General features: G+C 65.3%; 14 protein-coding genes, 1 tRNA gene and 1 pseudogene. 8 read left to right on the top strand and 8 right to left on the bottom strand.

Features of this window, described 5'->3' with window-relative positions; translation table 11 throughout:
• Window positions 1–41: 41 nt before the first annotated feature.
• Window positions 42–590, bottom strand: coding sequence for a dienelactone hydrolase family protein (locus HLH28_RS12155; RefSeq protein WP_246396073.1), 549 nt, complete (start codon window positions 588–590; stop codon window positions 42–44).
• A 252-nt stretch (window positions 591–842) separates the two neighbouring features.
• Between HLH28_RS12155 and HLH28_RS12150 the strand changes: the two genes are divergently transcribed.
• Together HLH28_RS12150 and HLH28_RS12145 are read left to right on the top strand one after the other, a co-directional pair.
• Window positions 843–1,679 carry an SDR family oxidoreductase gene (locus HLH28_RS12150; protein ID WP_246396071.1) on the top strand — a complete coding sequence of 279 codons (837 nt, stop codon included), beginning with the start codon at window positions 843–845 and terminating at the stop codon, window positions 1,677–1,679.
• Between the two features lie 253 nt (window positions 1,680–1,932).
• On the top strand, window positions 1,933–2,979 hold the full coding sequence (locus tag HLH28_RS12145; protein ID WP_182959469.1) for a retropepsin-like aspartic protease: 1,047 nt from the start codon (window positions 1,933–1,935) through the stop codon (window positions 2,977–2,979).
• Here the strand turns inward: HLH28_RS12145 and HLH28_RS12140 are convergent.
• The 4 genes from HLH28_RS12140 to HLH28_RS12125 all read right to left on the bottom strand — a co-directional run bounded on the left by HLH28_RS12140 (window position 2,968) and on the right by HLH28_RS12125 (window position 7,306).
• Window positions 2,968–3,252 carry a DUF3325 family protein gene (locus HLH28_RS12140; protein WP_182959468.1) on the bottom strand — a complete coding sequence of 95 codons (285 nt, stop codon included), beginning with the start codon at window positions 3,250–3,252 and terminating at the stop codon, window positions 2,968–2,970. The two genes, HLH28_RS12145 and HLH28_RS12140, sit on opposite strands and share 12 nt — an antisense overlap.
• Before the next feature lies 1 nt (window position 3,253).
• Complete coding sequence (locus HLH28_RS12135; RefSeq protein WP_246396069.1) at window positions 3,254–4,711, bottom strand: PepSY-associated TM helix domain-containing protein; 1,458 nt, start codon at window positions 4,709–4,711, stop codon at window positions 3,254–3,256.
• Window positions 4,708–4,986, bottom strand: a complete 279-nt coding sequence (locus HLH28_RS12130; RefSeq protein WP_182959466.1) for a DUF3649 domain-containing protein — start codon at window positions 4,984–4,986, stop codon at window positions 4,708–4,710. The genes HLH28_RS12135 and HLH28_RS12130 overlap by 4 nt, the downstream gene beginning before the upstream one ends.
• A 118-nt stretch (window positions 4,987–5,104) precedes the next feature.
• Window positions 5,105–7,306 (bottom strand): TonB-dependent siderophore receptor, encoded by a 2,202-nt coding sequence (locus HLH28_RS12125; RefSeq protein ID WP_182959464.1) that lies wholly within the window; start codon window positions 7,304–7,306, stop codon window positions 5,105–5,107.
• Window positions 7,307–7,453: 147 nt separating this feature from the next.
• Here HLH28_RS12125 and HLH28_RS12120 point away from each other — a divergent pair, with 147 nt between their 5' ends.
• The gene (locus tag HLH28_RS12120) at window positions 7,454–7,843 is read left to right on the top strand and encodes a DUF4112 domain-containing protein (protein ID WP_182959461.1); all 390 of its coding nucleotides are present in this window, start codon (window positions 7,454–7,456) and stop codon (window positions 7,841–7,843) included.
• A 195-nt stretch (window positions 7,844–8,038) separates the two neighbouring features.
• Here HLH28_RS12120 and HLH28_RS12115 read toward each other — a convergent pair whose 3' ends face one another.
• Window positions 8,039–8,695 carry a TetR/AcrR family transcriptional regulator gene (locus HLH28_RS12115; RefSeq protein WP_182959459.1) on the bottom strand — a complete coding sequence of 219 codons (657 nt, stop codon included), beginning with the start codon at window positions 8,693–8,695 and terminating at the stop codon, window positions 8,039–8,041.
• A gap of 127 nt (window positions 8,696–8,822) precedes the next feature.
• Between HLH28_RS12115 and HLH28_RS12110 the strand changes: the two genes are divergently transcribed.
• From HLH28_RS12110 to HLH28_RS12100, 3 genes are all read left to right on the top strand, one after another.
• A complete protein-coding gene (locus tag HLH28_RS12110; RefSeq protein ID WP_182959457.1) occupies window positions 8,823–10,484 on the top strand; it encodes an efflux transporter outer membrane subunit in 1,662 nt (553 codons plus the stop codon).
• Between the two features lie 185 nt (window positions 10,485–10,669).
• A complete protein-coding gene (gene dksA, locus HLH28_RS12105; RefSeq protein ID WP_182959455.1) occupies window positions 10,670–11,083 on the top strand; it encodes an RNA polymerase-binding protein DksA in 414 nt (137 codons plus the stop codon).
• A gap of 90 nt (window positions 11,084–11,173) precedes the next feature.
• A tRNA-Thr gene (locus HLH28_RS12100) sits at window positions 11,174–11,248 on the top strand.
• Between the two features lie 605 nt (window positions 11,249–11,853).
• Here HLH28_RS12100 and HLH28_RS12095 read toward each other — a convergent pair.
• Both HLH28_RS12095 and HLH28_RS12090 read right to left on the bottom strand, forming a co-directional pair.
• Window positions 11,854–12,612, bottom strand: coding sequence for a DUF72 domain-containing protein (locus HLH28_RS12095; RefSeq protein ID WP_182959453.1), 759 nt, complete (start codon window positions 12,610–12,612; stop codon window positions 11,854–11,856).
• A 479-nt stretch (window positions 12,613–13,091) separates the two neighbouring features.
• The gene (locus HLH28_RS12090) at window positions 13,092–14,687 is read right to left on the bottom strand and encodes an isocitrate lyase (RefSeq protein ID WP_182959451.1); all 1,596 of its coding nucleotides are present in this window, start codon (window positions 14,685–14,687) and stop codon (window positions 13,092–13,094) included.
• A gap of 540 nt (window positions 14,688–15,227) precedes the next feature.
• On the opposite strand from HLH28_RS12090, the pseudogene HLH28_RS18125 reads away from it, so the two are divergent.
• Window positions 15,228–15,335, top strand: a pseudogene (locus HLH28_RS18125) (IS630 family transposase); the annotation flags it as partial.
• A 184-nt stretch (window positions 15,336–15,519) separates the two neighbouring features.
• Window positions 15,520–17,418 (top strand): NAD(P)-binding protein, encoded by a 1,899-nt coding sequence (locus HLH28_RS12080; RefSeq protein WP_182959448.1) that lies wholly within the window; start codon window positions 15,520–15,522, stop codon window positions 17,416–17,418.
• Window positions 17,419–17,798 lie beyond the last annotated feature (380 nt).

The following is a 17,798-nucleotide window of genomic DNA, read 5'->3' as shown; positions in this document are numbered from 1 at the left end:
GGGCCTCACCGAAGCGTTATCGCGGACGTCGGGCGCGGGCATCAGGGTGGGTCGCGGACATGCGCCAGGAACCATCTGGTCGCATGATCGACGACCTGGTCCAGCGTTCCGGGTTCCTCGAACAGATGGGTCGCCCCTGGCACGATCACCAGATGGCGTTCGCAGTGCATCGCCTGCAGCGCCGCGCGGTTCAGCGCCAGGACGTCGTCGTCCCGGCCCCCGACGATCAGAAGGGTCGGCGACCGGACGCGGCCCAGTGCGGTCGCGCCGGCCAGGTCGGGACGGCCGCCGCGCGAGACGATGGCGGCGATGCGTCCCGCGTCGGTGGACGCCGCCAGCAGGGCGGCGGCGGCGCCGGTGCTGGCGCCGAAATAGCAGACCGGCAGTGCTGCCAGATGGGCGGCCTGTCGCACCCACTGCGCGGCGCCGGCCAGCCGTGCGGCCAGCAGGGGAATGTCGAAGACCTTGCGCCGGTCCTGTTCCTCGTCCTCGCGCAACAGGTCGATCAGCAGTGTCGCCAGGCCTGCACGCTGCAGCGCGTGGGCGACATGGGTGTTGCGGGGGGCTGAACCGCCCGCTGCCGCTGCCATGGGCGAACAGGACCAGCCCATGCGCTTCCGGCGGGATGCCGAGCAGGCCGATCGTCGGGCCGGCCTGCACCGTCGTGGTGTCGACCGACCGGAAGGGTCCGTCCGTGTGACTGCTGGACTTCATTGCCCCGACCACCAGGCTGGCAGGCCGCATTCGGGGCCCGCAACCGGACAACGCGTGCCGGGCACTCGGGTTTTTCCGGCGGCGCGCGGCCACGCCGCCGTTGCGATCTCCCTGCTTCGGCGGCATGGTTGCGGGACCTCGCCCCTGCCGCCCGCCTGCGGGCGGCGCCGGGCGCATCCGTCGTCGAGAAGGAAGAGGCGCATCCCATGACCGCCATCGCAACACCCGCATCCGGCACCATCGTCGTCACCGGCGGCGCGCGCGGCATCGGCCAGGCGATCTGCCGGGCGGTAGCCGGCGCCGGCTATGCCGTCGCGATCAATTACGCCCACAGCGCGGCCCAGGCGGACGAACTGGTGCAGGCGATCCGCGCGGCGGGCGGCCGGGCCGCGGCCATCCGGGCGGATATCGGCGACCCGGCACAGATCCCGGGCCTGTTCGCGGCGGCCGAGGCGGAACTGGGGCCGCTCGTCGGACTGGTGAACAATGCGGGAATCCTGGGCGACAAGCTCCGCATCGACGCGCAGACCCCGGCGGGACTGGCCGCCCTTCTGGCCGTCAACGTGACCGGCAGCATCCTCGCGGCCGGCGAGGCAGTGCGGCGGATGTCCACCAAGCATGGCGGCAAGGGGGGCGCGATCGTCAATATCTCGTCAGTGGCGGCGCGTCTGGGCGGCCTGGCCGGCCTGGTGCCCTATGCGGCGACCAAAGGCGCGATCGAGACCTTCACAAAAGGGCTGGCAACCGAGGTCGCGCAGGAAGGGGTGCGCGTGAACGCCGTCGCCCCCGGCCTGACGGCGACCGACATGGTATCGCCCGAGACGGCGAAATATGCCGCCGAAAGCGGCGTGCCGATGGGGCGCGTCGGCACGCCGGACGAGATCGCGGCGGCGGTGTTGTTCCTGCTGTCCCCCGCGGCGTCGTATGTCACGGGTACGTCCCTGACGGTGTCCGGCGGGCGCTGAGAGCGCTGGTCTAAAATGCGCACCGGCGCCGTTCCGACATGCTTTTTCCGTAATTCGGTGTTCGCGGCCATCAACGCCGTTTCGCTCCGATGCGCGAAAAATCACGCCGGACGTGCCGCTGCGTGGCACTCTCACGCAACAGGATGAATTTGAACCAGTCTTCTGGAGCCGTCTGGAAACAGGCCCCAGAAGACTGACCTGCGTCGCGGCGATACCGTCCACGGTTGGCCGTCGGGGTAAGGATGGCCTAGGCATGTGGACAGTTCGGATGATCGGGTGGGCGTCCGGCTGCGTGGCGGCGTGCCTGTTCTTCCGGCTTCCTGCCGCGTCGGCGCAGGCGCCGGCAGGGGCCTGCATCAAGGGGGTGGAAATTCTGCCGCTTCTCGGCGGCGAGGGGGATGCGCCGGTGATTCCCGTAACGATCGACGGCGAACGGGCCGCCCTCTATTTTTCCCCGGTCTTCAGCCATACGTTCCTGCATGATGGAAAACCGGACCGGCTCTGGTTTCCGCGTGGTGGTGAATTGCAGCTTCGGGGGCAGGATGGATCCCTCACGACCGTGTTCCATTCCCGGGTCGACGATCTGAAATTCGGAAACATCGATGCGGGAGCGCATGATATCCTGCTGCTGGATGGGGATGCCCGGCATCGCGTGGGGGACAGGCCCGTCCTGGGCATCGTCGGACGGCCGCTGCTGACCCATGTCTCGGTCCTGCTGGACGTCCCGCATCGCCGGCTCGCCCTCTTTGAGTGGGGAGGGCCCGGGTGCGGGTCCCCGGCCGCCCTGTTCCAATCTGTCCCCGAAGGGGAAAACATGGGGCCGGACGCGCCCGCCCTTTCGGTCTCGATCGACGGCCATGCGGTGCGGATGCGCTTGGATCCGGATCTCAGCACCAGCGTCCTGCCGACGGATGTCGCGCACGCGATCGGGGTGACCGATGTCGCGCTCGAGGCGGATCCGCGGACGAGAACGAAATATGTCGGCGTCTCGCTGGGCCGCCTGCATCGGTTCGCGGCGGTCGATATCGGCGGGGCATCCTTCGCGAACATGACGCTGAACGTCCAGGATCGCATCGATACCGGGACCCTGGGCGGCGATTTCTTTCGCCGGGTGGTCGCGCTGTTCGACTTCCCCCGTCACCGCTTCTATTTCGAGCCGACGTCCGACCGGGCCGGCACCCCGTCGCTGGGCCTGCATTTCGATGAAACCGAAGACGCGTCAGAGGACGCTCGCGAGGCGGACGGGACGCTTCTTGCGACCCGAGGCCGGCGGGGCGGGGGCGTCGCGTCAGGACCCTGATGCGCGCCGCGTCCGGACGAGCGTGCAGGCCAGCGCGGTCACCAGCGCGTCGAGGCCAAGCTGGCCGATCCAGCCGACCAGCGTGCGCGCCACGTCGCCGCTGAACAGCACGGCGAGAAATCCAGCCAGGAGAAAGCTCCATCCGGTTCCGCGCAGGCGCCGGCATCGCGTCGCGTCGAGCGGAGGCGTGAACAGGTCCGTCGCCTGGCGCGTCGTGCCGAGCGCCAGCAGCGGCACGGCGACAAGGCCGAGGAGCGCGATGATGAGCGACATGTCAGGGATCACGGCGGCGCAGGATCGACCGCCAGGCGGCGACGGCGAGCCCGCAGGCCAGGGCAAGCGCGACCAGCGCCACGCCCTGCGCGACGCCATCCCGCGGCAGGCCGCCGGCGAGCGCGACGCCGAGGCAGGCCAGGGCCGACAGGCCGAGGAGTTCGCCCCAGGCGCGGTCCGGGGCGCGCAGCACGCCGACGGCCAGGACCAGCGCCCAGGTGACGAAGACCGACCGGACCTCCAGCGCGGATCGGCCGGCCAGGCCGGCCGGGAGCACGCGGTTCGCGAGGAGGAGGGCGGCGAAGGCGGTGGGCGTGCCGGCGATGACGCCCACGTTCAGCCGCTCCACCAGGGCCGTTCCGAAGCCGGGGGCGCGCCGGTGCCGCTTGATCGTCCACAGCCGCAGTCCGCTGCCGACCACCCCCGCCAGCATGAGCCCCGAGACGAAATACAGCCAGCGCGTCACGCCTGGCGCAAAGCGGGCGACGTGCAGGCCATAGAGGAAATCGAACAGACCCACGGCCGGGCGCCCTTCGACATGTTCGGCGAGAATTCGGCCGGTTGTGCCGTCGAAGCTGAGGGTATGAGGATCGATGCCGATTCCGTCGCCGCCGCCCGCGACCATCGTGACGACCGCCGCGACGTCGCCGGGATTGAAGACGGTCACGCGTTCCAGGCCGGCCTCTCCGAAACGGCGCTGTGCCTCGCGCAGCATGGGGAGAACCGGGGCGCGGGGCCCGGACCGGCCGGTGGCGGGGCGGTCGATCGCCGCCGGGTTCAGGTCCTGCTGCGCGGCGGACATGTCGGAATGGTAGATCGCCGCGATCCCCCACGGCATCAGCAGGTTGGCGAGCGTGGCCGCGCCGGTGAAGGCGATCATGAGATGAAACGGCAGGGCGACGACGCCGAGCATGTTATGGACGTCGAGCCAGCTGCGCTGGCCCTTGCCGGGCCGGAAGGTGAAGAAATCGGCGAAGAAGCGCCGATGCGCGACGATTCCGGTCAGCAGCACCAGCACCAGGGCCATCGCCGCCGCTGCCGCCAGCAGGCGGCCCCACGGGTAGGGCAGCTGCAGTTCAAAATGGAAACGATAGAAGAATTCGCCCCCCAGCGTGTCCCGTATCGCGGCGGGGCTGCCGTTCTGGGGGTCGAGCGCGCGCTGCACGTAGTCGCCGCCCTCGGCCCAGATGGCCTGGGTATAGGGGGCGCGGTCGCCGGCGACGTCGAGATACCAGGCGGGCGACCGCGCGGCATGAATCGACAGCCAGCGGATGGCGGCGTCGGTCGCGACGATAGGATCGGCGGGGCGTCCCAGAACCTCGGGCCGCATCCAGGCGCCGATTTCGGGACGAAAGACGCTGAGCGTGCCCGACAGCACGATCGCGAAGAGCAGCCAGCCCGTCACCAGGCCCGCCCAGTCGTGCAGCCATGTCATCGCCGCCCGGAAATCGGGCTTCATGGCCGCCATCCCGTCGCCTGCATCGCGGCCCCGCCCAGCGGGACGGCGAGGAGGAGGAGGCCCGTCCAGGCCCGGGTGGCGCTGCGGGCGTAGAAGCAGGCCATCACGACCGGCGGCCACGCCAGCAGGCCCAGCAGCGTGCCCGCCGTCGCGGCGTCCGCCCGGGACAGGGGCAGCCAGCACGCGGCGACGATGGCCACCAGCGACCCGACCCCGTAGCCGCCGGCCACGCCCGCGACGGTCCGCGCGGCGATGGCCAGGTGGCGACGCGTCATGGGACGATACCGGTCCGGGTGGCGCATGACGCCTTGGCGGCAGGACCCGGGGTCCTGCCCTGGCCCCTGCCAAAGATCACGGACCTTGGGAAACCGACCCGTCTGGCCTGCACTGGCATTACCAGCTGAAACCGACCGACGCCTGGGCCGAACGGCGTTCCCCGTACCAGCACCATTCGTCATACGGGGCGTAACCATAGCAGCTTGCGACATAGCGCTTGTTGAACAGGTTGCGCACGCTGGCCTGGACTTTCCAGCCCCGGAAGGCATGCCCCAGGTTGGCGAGGTCGTAATTCGCCGTGGCATCGAACAGGGTGTAGGCCGGCACCGTGACGTCGCCATAGGACGCCGTGCCGCCATAGGAACTGGCGACATGGCGCAGGCCGCCGCCAAATCCCAGCCCTTTCAGCGGGGTCGACTGCATCGTGTAGAAGGCGAACAGGGATTCGCCGCCCTTGCCGACCTGGACCAGCGGCTTGTGCGTCGAGAGGTCGCGGACTTTCTGCGTGCTGACGGTGGCGACCACGGTCAGGCCCTTGTAGACATTGACATGGGCCTCGAATTCGAAGCCGTCGGAACGGACCTTGCCGTTTTCGACGCTGTAGTTCGCGTTCGGTACCGCCGTCAGGACGTTCGTCTGTTCGATATGGAACCCCGCGGCGGTCAGCAGGATCGGCAGGCCCGGGATCTGGTATTTCACGCCCCCTTCCAGCTGCTTGCCGATCGTCGGGTCCGCCTGGCGGGTCGTGCGGCCGCCATTGTCGGACGTGATGCCGGATTGCGGCTGGAACGAGGTCGAATAGCTGATGTACGGGGCGAGGCCGAAATTGAAATGATACAGGCCGGACGCCCGCCAGGTGATCTGTTCGGGGCTCTGGCTGGAGCTGCTGCCGCCGATATAATCCTGCTGGTGGCTGCGGTACCAGTCGTTGCGCAGGCTGCCCGTCAGGTGGAAATTGGCGATGTCGATCTGGTCCTGCGCGTACAGGCCGATCTGGTGCTGGTCGGTGATATAATGGTTGGCAATCGCCGGCGGGGTAATCGTCTGGCCATAGATCGGATGCAGCACATTGATGGAGGGCGCGGATCCGAACCCGTCATACTCGGTCGCCCGGCTCTGCTGGTAGTCGAAGCCCATCATGACGGAATGATGGAGGATGCCGGTCGAGAAATGGCCGGTAAACTGATTGTCGAAGGCCAGGTTCTTCAGGCGTTCGTTGGCATAGGCCGTGCCGCGGCTGAAATTGCCCAGGGCCTCCTGCGCGAAGTCGCGCACGTAATCGGCGTCCATATAGACGCCCTCGCTGTAGACGCTCTCGTAGATCGTGCGGATGTCGTCGTAGCGGCCGCGCGACGAGAAGGCCCAGTTCGAATTGAACTTATGGTTGAAGATATAGGTCGTTGCCCAGTGCTTGCGATTGAATTCCTCGAAATTCGGATCGCCGTCGTAGAAATTCTGCCTGATGCGACCGAAGGCGGCGCGGCGGAGCGAGCCCTCCAGGGGAACCGAGCCGTAGGAGGCATTCTGCGGGTCGTCCTGGTAATTGCCCAGCAGCGTCAGTGTCGTGTTGCCGTCCCCGCCGAACGTGACCGCCGGGCTGATGCTGTAGCGGCGGCTCTGCGTCTGGCTGAGCTGGCTGTGCGACCCGTTGACGGTGCCGTAGAGCCGGTAGCGCACGAAGCCGTCGCGGGTCAGCGACCCGCCGACATCCCCGTCCACGCGATAGAGGTCGAAGCTGCCGCCCGTTGCCGTCAGGCTGCCGTAGGATTGCGCGCTGGTGGGCAGCTTGCTGGACATTGCGACCAGGCCGCCCGGGCTGGATTGTCCGTACAGCGCCGAGGCCGGGCCCTTCAGCACCTCGATGCGGTCCAGGCGCGACGTGTCGATCTGCGCCGTGGCGTAGCCCGTGGGGCTGTCCTGCAGTTTGAGGCCGTCGAGGAAATTGGGAACCGTGAAGCCGCGCAATGCGAACTGGTCGTAGCGAGTCGCCGTGGATCCGCGCTGGTCCGGCGTAATCCCGGCCGTGTAGCGCACCGCCTGGCTGAGGCTGAGAACACCGCGCATGTCGAGTTCATGGCGATCGATGACCGTGATCGACTGGGCGGTGTCGATCAGGGGGGTATCGGTCTTGGTGCCCGACGAGGCGACGGACGCGGGTTTCCGCCCTTTGACGATGATGCTCTCGGCCTTGACCTTGGTCTTGGCTTTCGTGGAATCGGCGGCTGGGGGCGTGGTCTCCGCCGCATGCGCCGTACTGATGGCGGCGAGAAGGCCGGCCATGGCGACGCTGAAACTGGGGTGCAGACGAGCGGACTTCATATTGATGGTTCCCTTTGACGGGCGGGACCATCTTACATGTGATAATGATTCGCAATAGCAAATATGAGAATCGGTCGCAGACATGAGAATCGGGCCATTCATCGTCGGGACGTTGAAATCCGATTCGGTGCGGGCCACATGCGGGGCATGGTACATGCTGGCATCTATACTGGCGACGTCCTGCCCCCGGTCGGGGCCGATGTCGCACGCCGCCTGCGGCGGGTGAAGCGTCTGGCGTGGGTGCTGGATGCGGCGTTCCGGGTGCCGGGCACGCGCTTTCGCGTGGGGCTGGATGCCGTGATCGGGCTGTTTCCCGGCGTCGGCAATGCGGTGATGGGGCTGGTGTCGCTCTATATCATCTGGGAAGCCTGGCGGATGGGCGTGTCGGGGGGCGTGCTGGCGCGCATGGTGGCCAATGTCGTCCTGGAAACTGCGGTCGATACCGTGCCGGTCGCGGGCGACATGTTCGATGCCGTCTTCAAGGCCAATCTGCGCAATGTCGCGTTGATCGAGCGCGACCTGACCGGCCGCCGGTAGGCGCGGCCGGCCACGTCGCCCGGATGGGGCGGCCACGTTCCTGACGAACCGGTTCGCCCTAGCTATCGCATGCGATGGCGAAGAAGCGTTCGCGCGTGGTCCGCGGGCGTCGTCGGGACGACCCGCCAGCGTGTCCGGCGCGGGAAGGCCGCGATTCGGCGCGCCTGGGTGCCGCGCGGCGGGCAGGTGGTGGCGTCAGACGGGCGTCCGGTCCCGGCCGGGCTGGAAGCTGTTGAGGAAGACCCGCACCGCAAGCCGGGCGATGGCCTCGATATGCGCCGGGTCGGAATCGACGGGCAGCTGCAGGCGTTTGCGCCCGGTGATCCGCGTCTGGCACAGCGCATAGAACAATTCCGCCGCCAGGGCCGGATCGGGCACGTCCAGCACGCCCTCGCGCGAGCGTTCGGCCAGCCAGCCGGAGAAGATGCCGATCGCCTTCTGCGGGCCGTTCTGCCAGAACGTCTCGGCCAGATGCGGAAAGGCCGCGGCCTCGGACACGATGATCCGATGGAGCATCAGCGGCACCGGCGAGATGGTCAGGCGGATCATCGCGGTCGCGATTCCCACAAGCGTTTCCTCGGGCGTGCGTTTCTCGCCGATCGGTTCGAACAGGCGTGGCAGGTTCTGGCATGCGCTCTGCTGCACGAAGGCCGAGAACAGGGTCGCCTTGCTGTCGAAGTAGTTATACAGCGTTCCCTTGGACACGCCGGCGTCGCGGGCGATCTGCGACATGCTGGCGCCCTCGTAGCCATGGGCGGCGAAGATCCGGGCGGCGCCCTCCAGGATCTGCTGCCGCTTGGCGGCCGATGCCCCCGGCAGGTCCGGCGCGGGGGGGGACGGGTCGGCTGACATGGCACAAGGCTCCTGCGGTGGTTTCCCCGCCCGGGGTGGATTGACCCGGGATGGAAAGCCGATAGGGTAAGGTCCTGACCGAACGGGTCGGTCAGTTTCGGTGGATAATGTCATACCGGGCCCCGTCATGTCGATAGGGGGCGGAGGTGACGGGATCGAGGGCGACAGGGGGCCGGTTCTGGTGCGTAGGGGATATTCATGGCGGGCCGCCATCGTCGGGCTGTCGGCGGTCGCGAGCGGATGCGCGGTCGGGCCCGATTTCCATAAACCCGCCCCGTGGACGCCGCCGCACTGGACGGGGCCGGGGGAATTGTCCGCCAAGGCCGCGTCGGCGGGACACCCCGGGCCGGCCCGGGGGCCGGTCGCCAGTGATATCGTGGACACCGCCCCCGATCCGGCCTGGTGGGACGTGTTCCACGATGCCGAGCTGTCCGCGCTGGAGCGCCGGGTGGCGTCGGAAAACCTGTCGGTCGCCATCGCCACGGCCCGGCTGGCGCAAAGCCGGTCGCAACTGCGTATCGCCGGGGCCGAACGCTATCCGGGGCTGAGCGCCGCCGGGTCGTACAGCCGGTCGCAATACAGCACCAAGATGCTGCAGCGTATCGTCAGCGATGTCGGCAAGTCCCAGCAGCTGAACCTGAACGGCACCAACCTGTCCGACCTGTCGGGGCAGTTCACCATTCCATTGCTGGACCAGTGGCGCGACAGTATCGACGCGACGTGGGAGGTCGATCTGTGGGGCCGCGTCCGCCGGCAGTACGAGGCCGCGTCGGCCGACCTCGACACATCGGTCGAGGAACGGCGCGGCGTGCTGACCGCCCAGATGGCCGAGGTCGCGCGCGATTACGTCGCCCTGCGCGAGGCGCAGGCGCAGCTGCGGATCCTGATGGACAATCGCGACACCGCCGCCCACACGCTGGAGCTGAGCCAGCAGCGCAACAGCGCCGGCCTGGTGACCGAGCTGGACGTGCAGAGCGCGCAGTCGCAGCTGGACGCCGTCACCGCGCGCATCCCGCAGATGGAGCAGCAGATCGCCGTTCAGGTGAATGCGTTGAGCCTGCTGCTGGGGGCGCCGCCCGCCGCCCTGGCGGGCGAACTGCTGAAGGACACCGACATTCCGCCGGTGCCGCCCCGCGTGCCCGCCGGCCTGCCGTCCGAACTGGCGCGCCGCCGCCCCGACATCCGCCAGGCGGAGGCGCAGCTGCACGCCGCCACCGCCCAGGTCGGGGAGGCCGTGGCCGAGTTCTATCCCCGGGTGACCATCGACGCGGGGTTCGGCTTCCAGTCGCTGTCGTTCCGCGACCTGGGGTTCTGGAACGCGCGGGCCTGGAATGTCGGCCCGTCGATCAGCCTGCCGATCTTCCAGGGCGGGCGGCTGCGCGGGCAGCTGGAACTGCGCAAGGCGGCGCAGCAGGAGGCCGCGATTTCCTATCGCCGGACGGTCCTGGGCGCTTGGCATGAGGTGGACAACGCCCTGACCGCCTATCGCGACGAACAGATGCGTCATGACAGCCTGGCGCGCCAGGTCGCCGCCGACGGACGGTCGCTGGATCTGGCGCGCGACCAGTATCGTCACGGCATGGTGACGTTCCTGACGGTGCTGGACGCGGAACGGCGGGTCCTGGCGGCGCAGACCGACCTGACGACCAGCACCGCCACCCTGTCGACCAACCTGGTGCAGCTTTATGCCGCGCTGGGCGGCGGATGGGAAACCGCCTTCCCCGACCGGGCTGCCGCCCCCCAGGTGGCGACGCTGCCGCAATCCGCCGCCTCCCACGGTCCGGCCTGAGGTCCGGCACGCAGGTCGTTTCGATAGGAATCGGCCGGATTTGCCCGGATTCGGGCGGATTGCGGCGATTTTAAGGTGCGTTCGGGCTTGGCGGATGGCGGTGGGCAGCGTATAAGCCGCCCGTTTCGCGGCGGGCCCCTGTCCGGCGAAGTCTCGTCCGGGGGCGAACTTCAAGGACGCGTATCATGATTACACTGCCTCCCGATTACCGCCCCTCGGAAGCCGAGGAATTCATGAACCCGCTGCAGGTGGAATATTTCCGCCAGAAGCTGCTGAAATGGCGGGCCGACCTGCTGAAGGAAGCGGACGAGACCCTGGCCAGCCTGTCCGAAGGTGGCATCCACGAGGCCGACATCACCGACCGCGCCAGTGTCGAGACCGACCGGGCGCTGGAACTGCGTACCCGCGACCGCGCCCGCAAGCTGATTTCCAAGATCAACCAGGCGCTGCTGCGGGTCGAGAACGGGACCTACGGCTATTGCGAGGAAACGGGTGAGCCTATCGGCCTGAAGCGGCTGGAGGCCCGCCCTATCGCCACCCTGTCGATCGAGGCCCAGGAGCGGCACGAGCGGATGGAAAAGATCCATCGCGACGACTGATCACCCCTGCGGGGCGGGGATATGCCGATTTCCGATCGCGGGGGCTTGCAACCCGCGGGCAGAGACGGTAGGAAGCGCCCGTCCCACGTTGCTGCTGTAGCTCAGTGGTAGAGCACTCCCTTGGTAAGGGAGAGGTCGACAGTTCAATCCTGTCCAGCAGCACCATTTTCCAATGGGTTAGTAGGGGTTTTGCCCTAAAGCTGGTTTGATCTTACGCTAACACAGTCCCAGCACGGTGGTGGCGGGCGACGTAAATCAGCAGCTTATGCTCGCTCGTACAAAGGCAACACTGGCCCGCATGAGCCTGACCGCCGTGCCCCATTCGAACTGGCATCAACGCGCTATCGAATCAGATTTCAGCTCCCAGGGGAATCCTGCAGAGCGTCCGCCTCTTTCCGAGCCGGTATTAGGCCCTGTCAGGTGCAGGAACGTGGACAAGCCTTTGACGGGGTCTTCTCGACTGCCCTAGGCCACTGGCACCGGGCCGCTTTTGTGGTGGTTATGGAGCCAAGATCTGCATAGTCGCTGACGTGGCCGGGTCGTCATTTTCATCCTTGCTCCCGGTCAGGCGCACGAACTGCCATTCGCACAGACATGATCGACCGCCCGCCATGCGAACCATTTCAGGTTGTCGGCGACAAGGGTTAGACGCCTGCGGATATCCAGGCCATGCGGGCCGAAGGCGTGCTGTTTCATTGCCATTCTTTCGAAGCGACCTGCGCCGACCTCGAGACCCCTGACAGGTCGCTGCTTCAGTTGAGCCATCAGCTTTATCGGCAATTGAACAAGTCGTTTCCGAGTTTGTGTTCAACGAAAGCTTCTACAAGCTGAAACGCATTCTGCGTGGCGGCACCATAGGTGGTGTTGTCGTAGATCGTCCAAACATCGGCGCCGCGCGTGGTGAGCGAAGCAACGGCTTTCGCATGAGCTTCAATGGCCTCTTTTCCATAAGTCGACTCGTAGATGCGAGGGGAGCCGTGCAGTCGAAAATAGGCGAGGCCGCTCCAGCCTCCGGGTTGCGCCGCAAGCAATGGTTTGGCCGGATCCGCCGCGACCCGGGACACCTGCTGCCTCCTTAACATGTGCTCGACCTCCGGCAGGAACCAGCTGGCATGTCTCGGCTCCAAAACGACAGGTCCGGTAATCGTGGCCTTCAGCTCATCGATGAATCGTTCGGCGACGTCGCCGGGGTAGGCGAAACTCGGGGGGAGCTGAACCAGGACGGGACCACGTTTGTCACCCAAGCCGCTCGTTTCCTCGGCAAATCGCTCGACGAGGGTCCGACAATCTATCAAGCGGCGCTCATGCGTGATCGTCTTGGGCAGTTTGACGGAGAAGCGGAACTCGGGCGGCACGCTTGCTGCCCAGCGCTCATACGTCGTGCGTCGGTGCGATCGATAGAAACAGCTGTTAACCTCGACAGCCGAGAAGCGCGCGCCATAGCGTTCAAGATGTGTGCCGACCGAGGGAAACTGTCCGGCAAGCGCGGATGGAATCGACCAGCCAGCGACGCCGACGCGAATGGTCATGAGCGGCTTCTCCTATGAGCTATGACCGGACGACGACGGATGCAACTCTCAGCTTGCGCCGCCCCGAAATTCGATCTTGCATGGGTGTGCCCCGATGGCGGCGGCCGGACGTGGTGGGGTGCTGCCGTGCTTCGGGTGGGTCGAGGCGTGCAGTCCCTTGAAAGGCCGGCGAAAGAGGTCTCATTCCCCCTCAACAATGCCGCTCATGGGTGCAGGCTGCGCACGGGAGGGGGACAGCAGGACAACGATGCCGCCAGCGGAAGGATGTCCGGCTGGCGATCCCGCAGGCTTTCGCAGTCCGAGGGCTTACCGATCCATTGCGACATCCTCCCGGAAACAGGAAGGAAACGCGGGAAACCCTCGTTCGATGCCAAGCCCATGCCCGCAAAAAAGCCCGGTCTTCGCTGGGAAGACCGGGCCAGAAGGCGCGATAACCGTTATTGCTTGTTGTTATTCCTGCACGCCGGGGGTGCTTGGATTCAGCCGAACTGCCCCATGGTGTTATGTGCGCCGCCGGCCTTCAGCGCCGCTTCGCCGGCGAAATACTCCTTATGGTCGTCGCCTATGTCCGAACCGGCCATGTTCTGGTGCTTGACGCATGCGATCCCCTGGCGGATTTCCTCGCGCTGGACGTTCTGGACGTAGCCCAGCATCCCCTCGTCGCCGAAATATCTCTTGGAGAGATTGTCGGTCGACAGTGCCGCCGTGTGATAGGTGGGCAGCGTGATGAGGTGATGGAAAATGCCGGCCCGCTTCGCCGCATCCCGCTGGAACGAGCGGATGCGCAGGTCGGCCTCCGTCGCCAGGTCGGTATCGTCGTAGTTCTGCGCCATCAGCTTCGCGCGGTCATAGGCCGAGATGTCGCGTCCTTCTTCCTTCCAGGCATCGAAGACCTGCTGGCGGAAATTGAGCGTCCAGTTGAAGGACGGCGAGTTGTTGTAGACCAGCTTGGCATTGGGCACGGCATCGCGGATGCGATCCATCATGCCGGCGATCTGCTCGATATGGGGCTTTTCGGTTTCGATCCACAGCAGGTCGGCGCCGTTCTGCAATGCGGTGATGCAGTCCAGCACGCAGCGATCGGCACCGGTGCCCGGACGGAACTGGTAGAGGTTGCTGGGCAGGCGCTTCGGGCGCAGCAGCTTGCCGTGGCGGGCGATAATCACGTCGCCATTGCGCACAGTGCCGTCTGTCACCTCCTCGCAATCCAGATAGGCGTTGTATTGGTCGCCCAGGTCGCCCGGTTCGCTGCTGTAGGCAATCTGCTTGGTCAGGCCGGCGCCCAGGCTGTCGGTGCGACAGACGATCACGCCGTCTTCCACCCCCAGTTCCAGGAACGCGTAGCGGACGGCGCGCACCTTCGCCAGGAAGTCTTCGTGCGGCACCGTGACCTTGCCGTCTTGATGGCCGCACTGCTTTTCGTCCGACACCTGGTTTTCGATCTGGATGGCGCAGGCGCCGGCCTCGATCATCTTCTTCGACAACAGGTAGGTCGCCTCGGCATTACCGAAACCCGCATCGATATCGGCGATGATCGGCACGATGTGGGTCTGGTAATTGTCGATCTTCGCCTGGGTCTCGACCTCGCGCGCCGCGTCGCCCGCTTCCCGCGCGGCATCGAGATCGCGGAACAGCATGCCGAGTTCACGGGCGTCGGCCTGGCGCAGGAAGGTGTAGATTTCCTCGATCAGCGCGGGCACCGCCGTCTTCTCGTGCATCGACTGGTCGGGCAGCGGTCCGAATTCCGAGCGCAGCGCCGCGATCATCCAGCCCGACAGATACAGGTAACGGCCCTTGAGCGAACCGAAATGCTTCTTCACCGAGATCATCTGCTGCTGCGCGATGAAGCCGTGCCAAGCCCCCAGAGACTGGGTGTACTGCGTCGGATCGGCATCATAGGCGGCCATGTCCTGACGCATGATGGCGGCCGTGTAGCGCGCGATGTCCAGCCCGGTCTGAAAACGGTTCTGGAGGCGCATGCGGACCACATATTCGGGGTTGATCCCGCCCCAGGTGCCCTGCTTGGCCTGGATGATATGGTTGAGCTTGGTGGTTGCCGATTCCTGATATGACATGTGACGGTTCCGTTATCCTTGGAAGGCGTGGCGTCACAAGGCGTAACGCCATCACGCCCCATGCAGGAAGGTGGAAACCGGTAATCACGCTGTATTTCTGTAAAGGATTTACAAACGGTGATTTCCAATGAAAAGCCTTTTTACGCCGATAAGGCCGAGCGCGCCGCCGCGCAACCGGCCCGCCCGCACCCGTGTCAGCCGTTTGTCGGCATCGCGAATTCCGCACCCGCGCGGATACCCGTCGGCCAGCGGATGGTAACGGCCTTCAGGCGTGCGCACGCCCGCCGGGCGGCCACCAAGGAGGCCTGGGATATGCCCCAGAGGACAGCAGTTTCTCTTTGCCTCCATATCGATATTTCATGCGCCACAGATGCGCGCCATTCGAAAAGCTCTTGCGAATCGACCAATTTAAACGGTTTTCTTGCGGAGCTGTACTCCTTACTGCGGTGTCAGCTATATCAAAGAGCGTGGCCACTGACTCGTGTGTGAAGTGACGGCTGACCGCGGCTCTGATTCTCTTGCTGGGGGAGGATCTGGCTGATGACGACGGCGGTGAAGCTATGGGAAGGTTATCCGGCTTCTGATTTGCGGCGACTTGCGGCGCGTAGCCGGAATACAGACGTCGTGTGTCGGCTTTTGCCGCTGGCGGGGGGGGGGGGGGCGTCGGCATTACAATACCATCCGTCCGCACAGTCGTCTCGGCTGCCGGCCACCGCCGCCGGAAACGGCTACACCGCCCAGGCCGGTTTCCGGTTCCGCTCCTCTCCACCTCCGACCGGCCGTGGCGACGGAGACGCTTCTGCACCAACAGTCACATCGTGTAGAATAGCGGATGATGGACAAAAAACCTGACAGCGCGCGTCTCTCCCGCGAAGATATCAGCCTGGGGATGGGTAAGGGCATCACCAGGCGGGATTTCCTCAATTCCACAATGATTGGGGCCGGTGCATCCCTGCTTGGGGCGTCTTGCCCCATGCATGCGATGGCGCAGGATAGCGGCAGTCCCGCCATATTCGACGGCTATGGCGGCGTGGGCGATTATGCACGGGCCAATGGCAATGTCCGAAGAGTCGTGCGTGCGGCGCACCGGATCCGTGACGGTCTGTATGACGGCGCATTAAGGGCCGACGACGATGGAGAGTCGGTCGATCTTGTGATCGTCGGCGGTGGCCTGACCGGCCTGATGACGGCACGACAATTCGTCCAGGCGACCGGTGGACGCAAGAGTGTCCTGATCCTGGAGAACCACCCGGTATTCGGGGGCGAAGCCCGGCAGAATGAATTTTCGGTCGATGGGATAAAACTGATCGGTCCCCAGGGTTCGAACGATTTTCTGCCGCCGGCGGAAGATGCCGTTACGCCTTTTGCCGAGATGTTCCGCGATTTCTCCATTCCACGTAGTTATGATTTTCAGAAATGGGACACGGCTCTCAGGCCGCTCCGTTTCGCGCTTGACAATTATTCCAACATGGACGGGTTCGACGAGCAGAAGGTAGACGTCGCCTATTATTTTGACCAGAAGACCGGAGCGAAGACGCCGGGCTGGGTGCTTAACATCTGGCGGGATGGCCTCGCGCGCACGCCCTGGTCCGGGTCGGTTAAGGCCGATCTTGCGCGCTGGCGTGACGAAGTCGGCAATACGGGTACCGACGATCCCCGCGTGCTCGATACCATGACATACAAGCATTATCTTGAAGTCGTGCAAAAATATGACCCCGCGGTCACCGGCTTTGCGCAGCCGATGGTGGGATTGCTGGGCGGGGTGGGTGCGGACGCCATTTCTGCACGCACCGGCCATCATCTCGTGATGGGAAACAGCCGCGATCCCCTGACCCTGTCCTTTCCTGGCGGGAACGCCCTGCTGGCGCGCTATCTGGCCGCCGGGCTTATTCCTGGTGCGGTGGAACCGGGGTTTGATGCTGCCAATTGCGGCGCGATTCATTTCGACCGCCTGGACCGGCCCGGTCAGACCACGCGAATCCGGCTGAATGCCACGGTGGCGCGCGTCAGGAACGTCGCCGAAGGCGTCGAAGTGATCTGGGAGCGGGATGGAAAACTGACCCTGACACGGGGCAAGGCTGTGGTCATGGCATCGGGCGGCTGGGTCAACAAACATATTCTTGCCGATTTGCCGGACGAGATCATGACGGCCTACCAGAGCTTTGCCTACGCGCCCGCCATGATCGCGAATGTCGCCCTTCATAATTGGCGTTTTCTCTACAATCTCGGTGCGACAGCCGCGCGGTGGTTCGACGATGGAACCATGTTCGGATTTTCAGCCAATATTCGCCGAACCATGACGTCGCCGTCGTTCGATCCGCCCCTTCATCCAGACAAGCCGGCCCTGCTCACCTTCTATATGGGACTATACACGCCAGGATATGATGCGCGTGTTCAAGGCACGATGGGCAGGATGCGTCTGCTGTCCACCTCCTGGGCGGAATATGAGCGCCAGATCCGCAGCCAGATGACGAGGATGTTTGGTCCGCAGGGCTTCGACGCGGCGCGTGACATCGCGGGGATCGTGTTGAACCGCTGGGGACATGCACGCGTCATTCAGCAACCGGGCTTCTACTATGGAACAGGCGGCAAGCCGCCCCCGCGCGATGTGGTAGCGCAAGGGTATGGCAGGATCATCATCGCCCATTCCGAACTGGAAGGCGCACAAAACTACACCGGCGCGTTCAAACAGGGCACCAGGGCTGCACAGGTGGCTGCGGCCATGATCTGACTGGCTTACGCCACTGCCGATGCTCCGAGAGAAAGGATGACCTGGAAGCTGCTGGTCAGTCATGATGACATATGATTTTCAGGATTCACCTCCTGCTCTATCTCTGACGAAAGTGTAAGGAAACTCCCCCAAGAGTCGGAAGGACTGATGGTGGCTCCTAAGTGTCTGCTGTTGGAAGTGGGCCCTATATCCTTGATCCAGCGATCAAACGCGGCCCGATGGGGTAGCCTTGCCTTCCGCAATGGCATGAACTGCCGATAGTAGGCCGTGCCTTCCTTGTTGCCCATGCGTTCGGCACGGTCTTGGATGACGTCCTGCATGATGGAAATGGCGCGGTCTTCGGGCTTTCGAGTGTATGGGACTCCTCATCGAAATCGTCC

The sequence above is a fragment of the Gluconacetobacter tumulisoli genome (assembly GCF_014174155.1).
Taxonomy (GTDB): domain Bacteria; phylum Pseudomonadota; class Alphaproteobacteria; order Acetobacterales; family Acetobacteraceae; genus Gluconacetobacter; species Gluconacetobacter tumulisoli.
The sequence above is the reverse complement of the archived record's forward strand: the minus strand, read 5'-3'. Positions and strand labels throughout refer to the sequence as shown.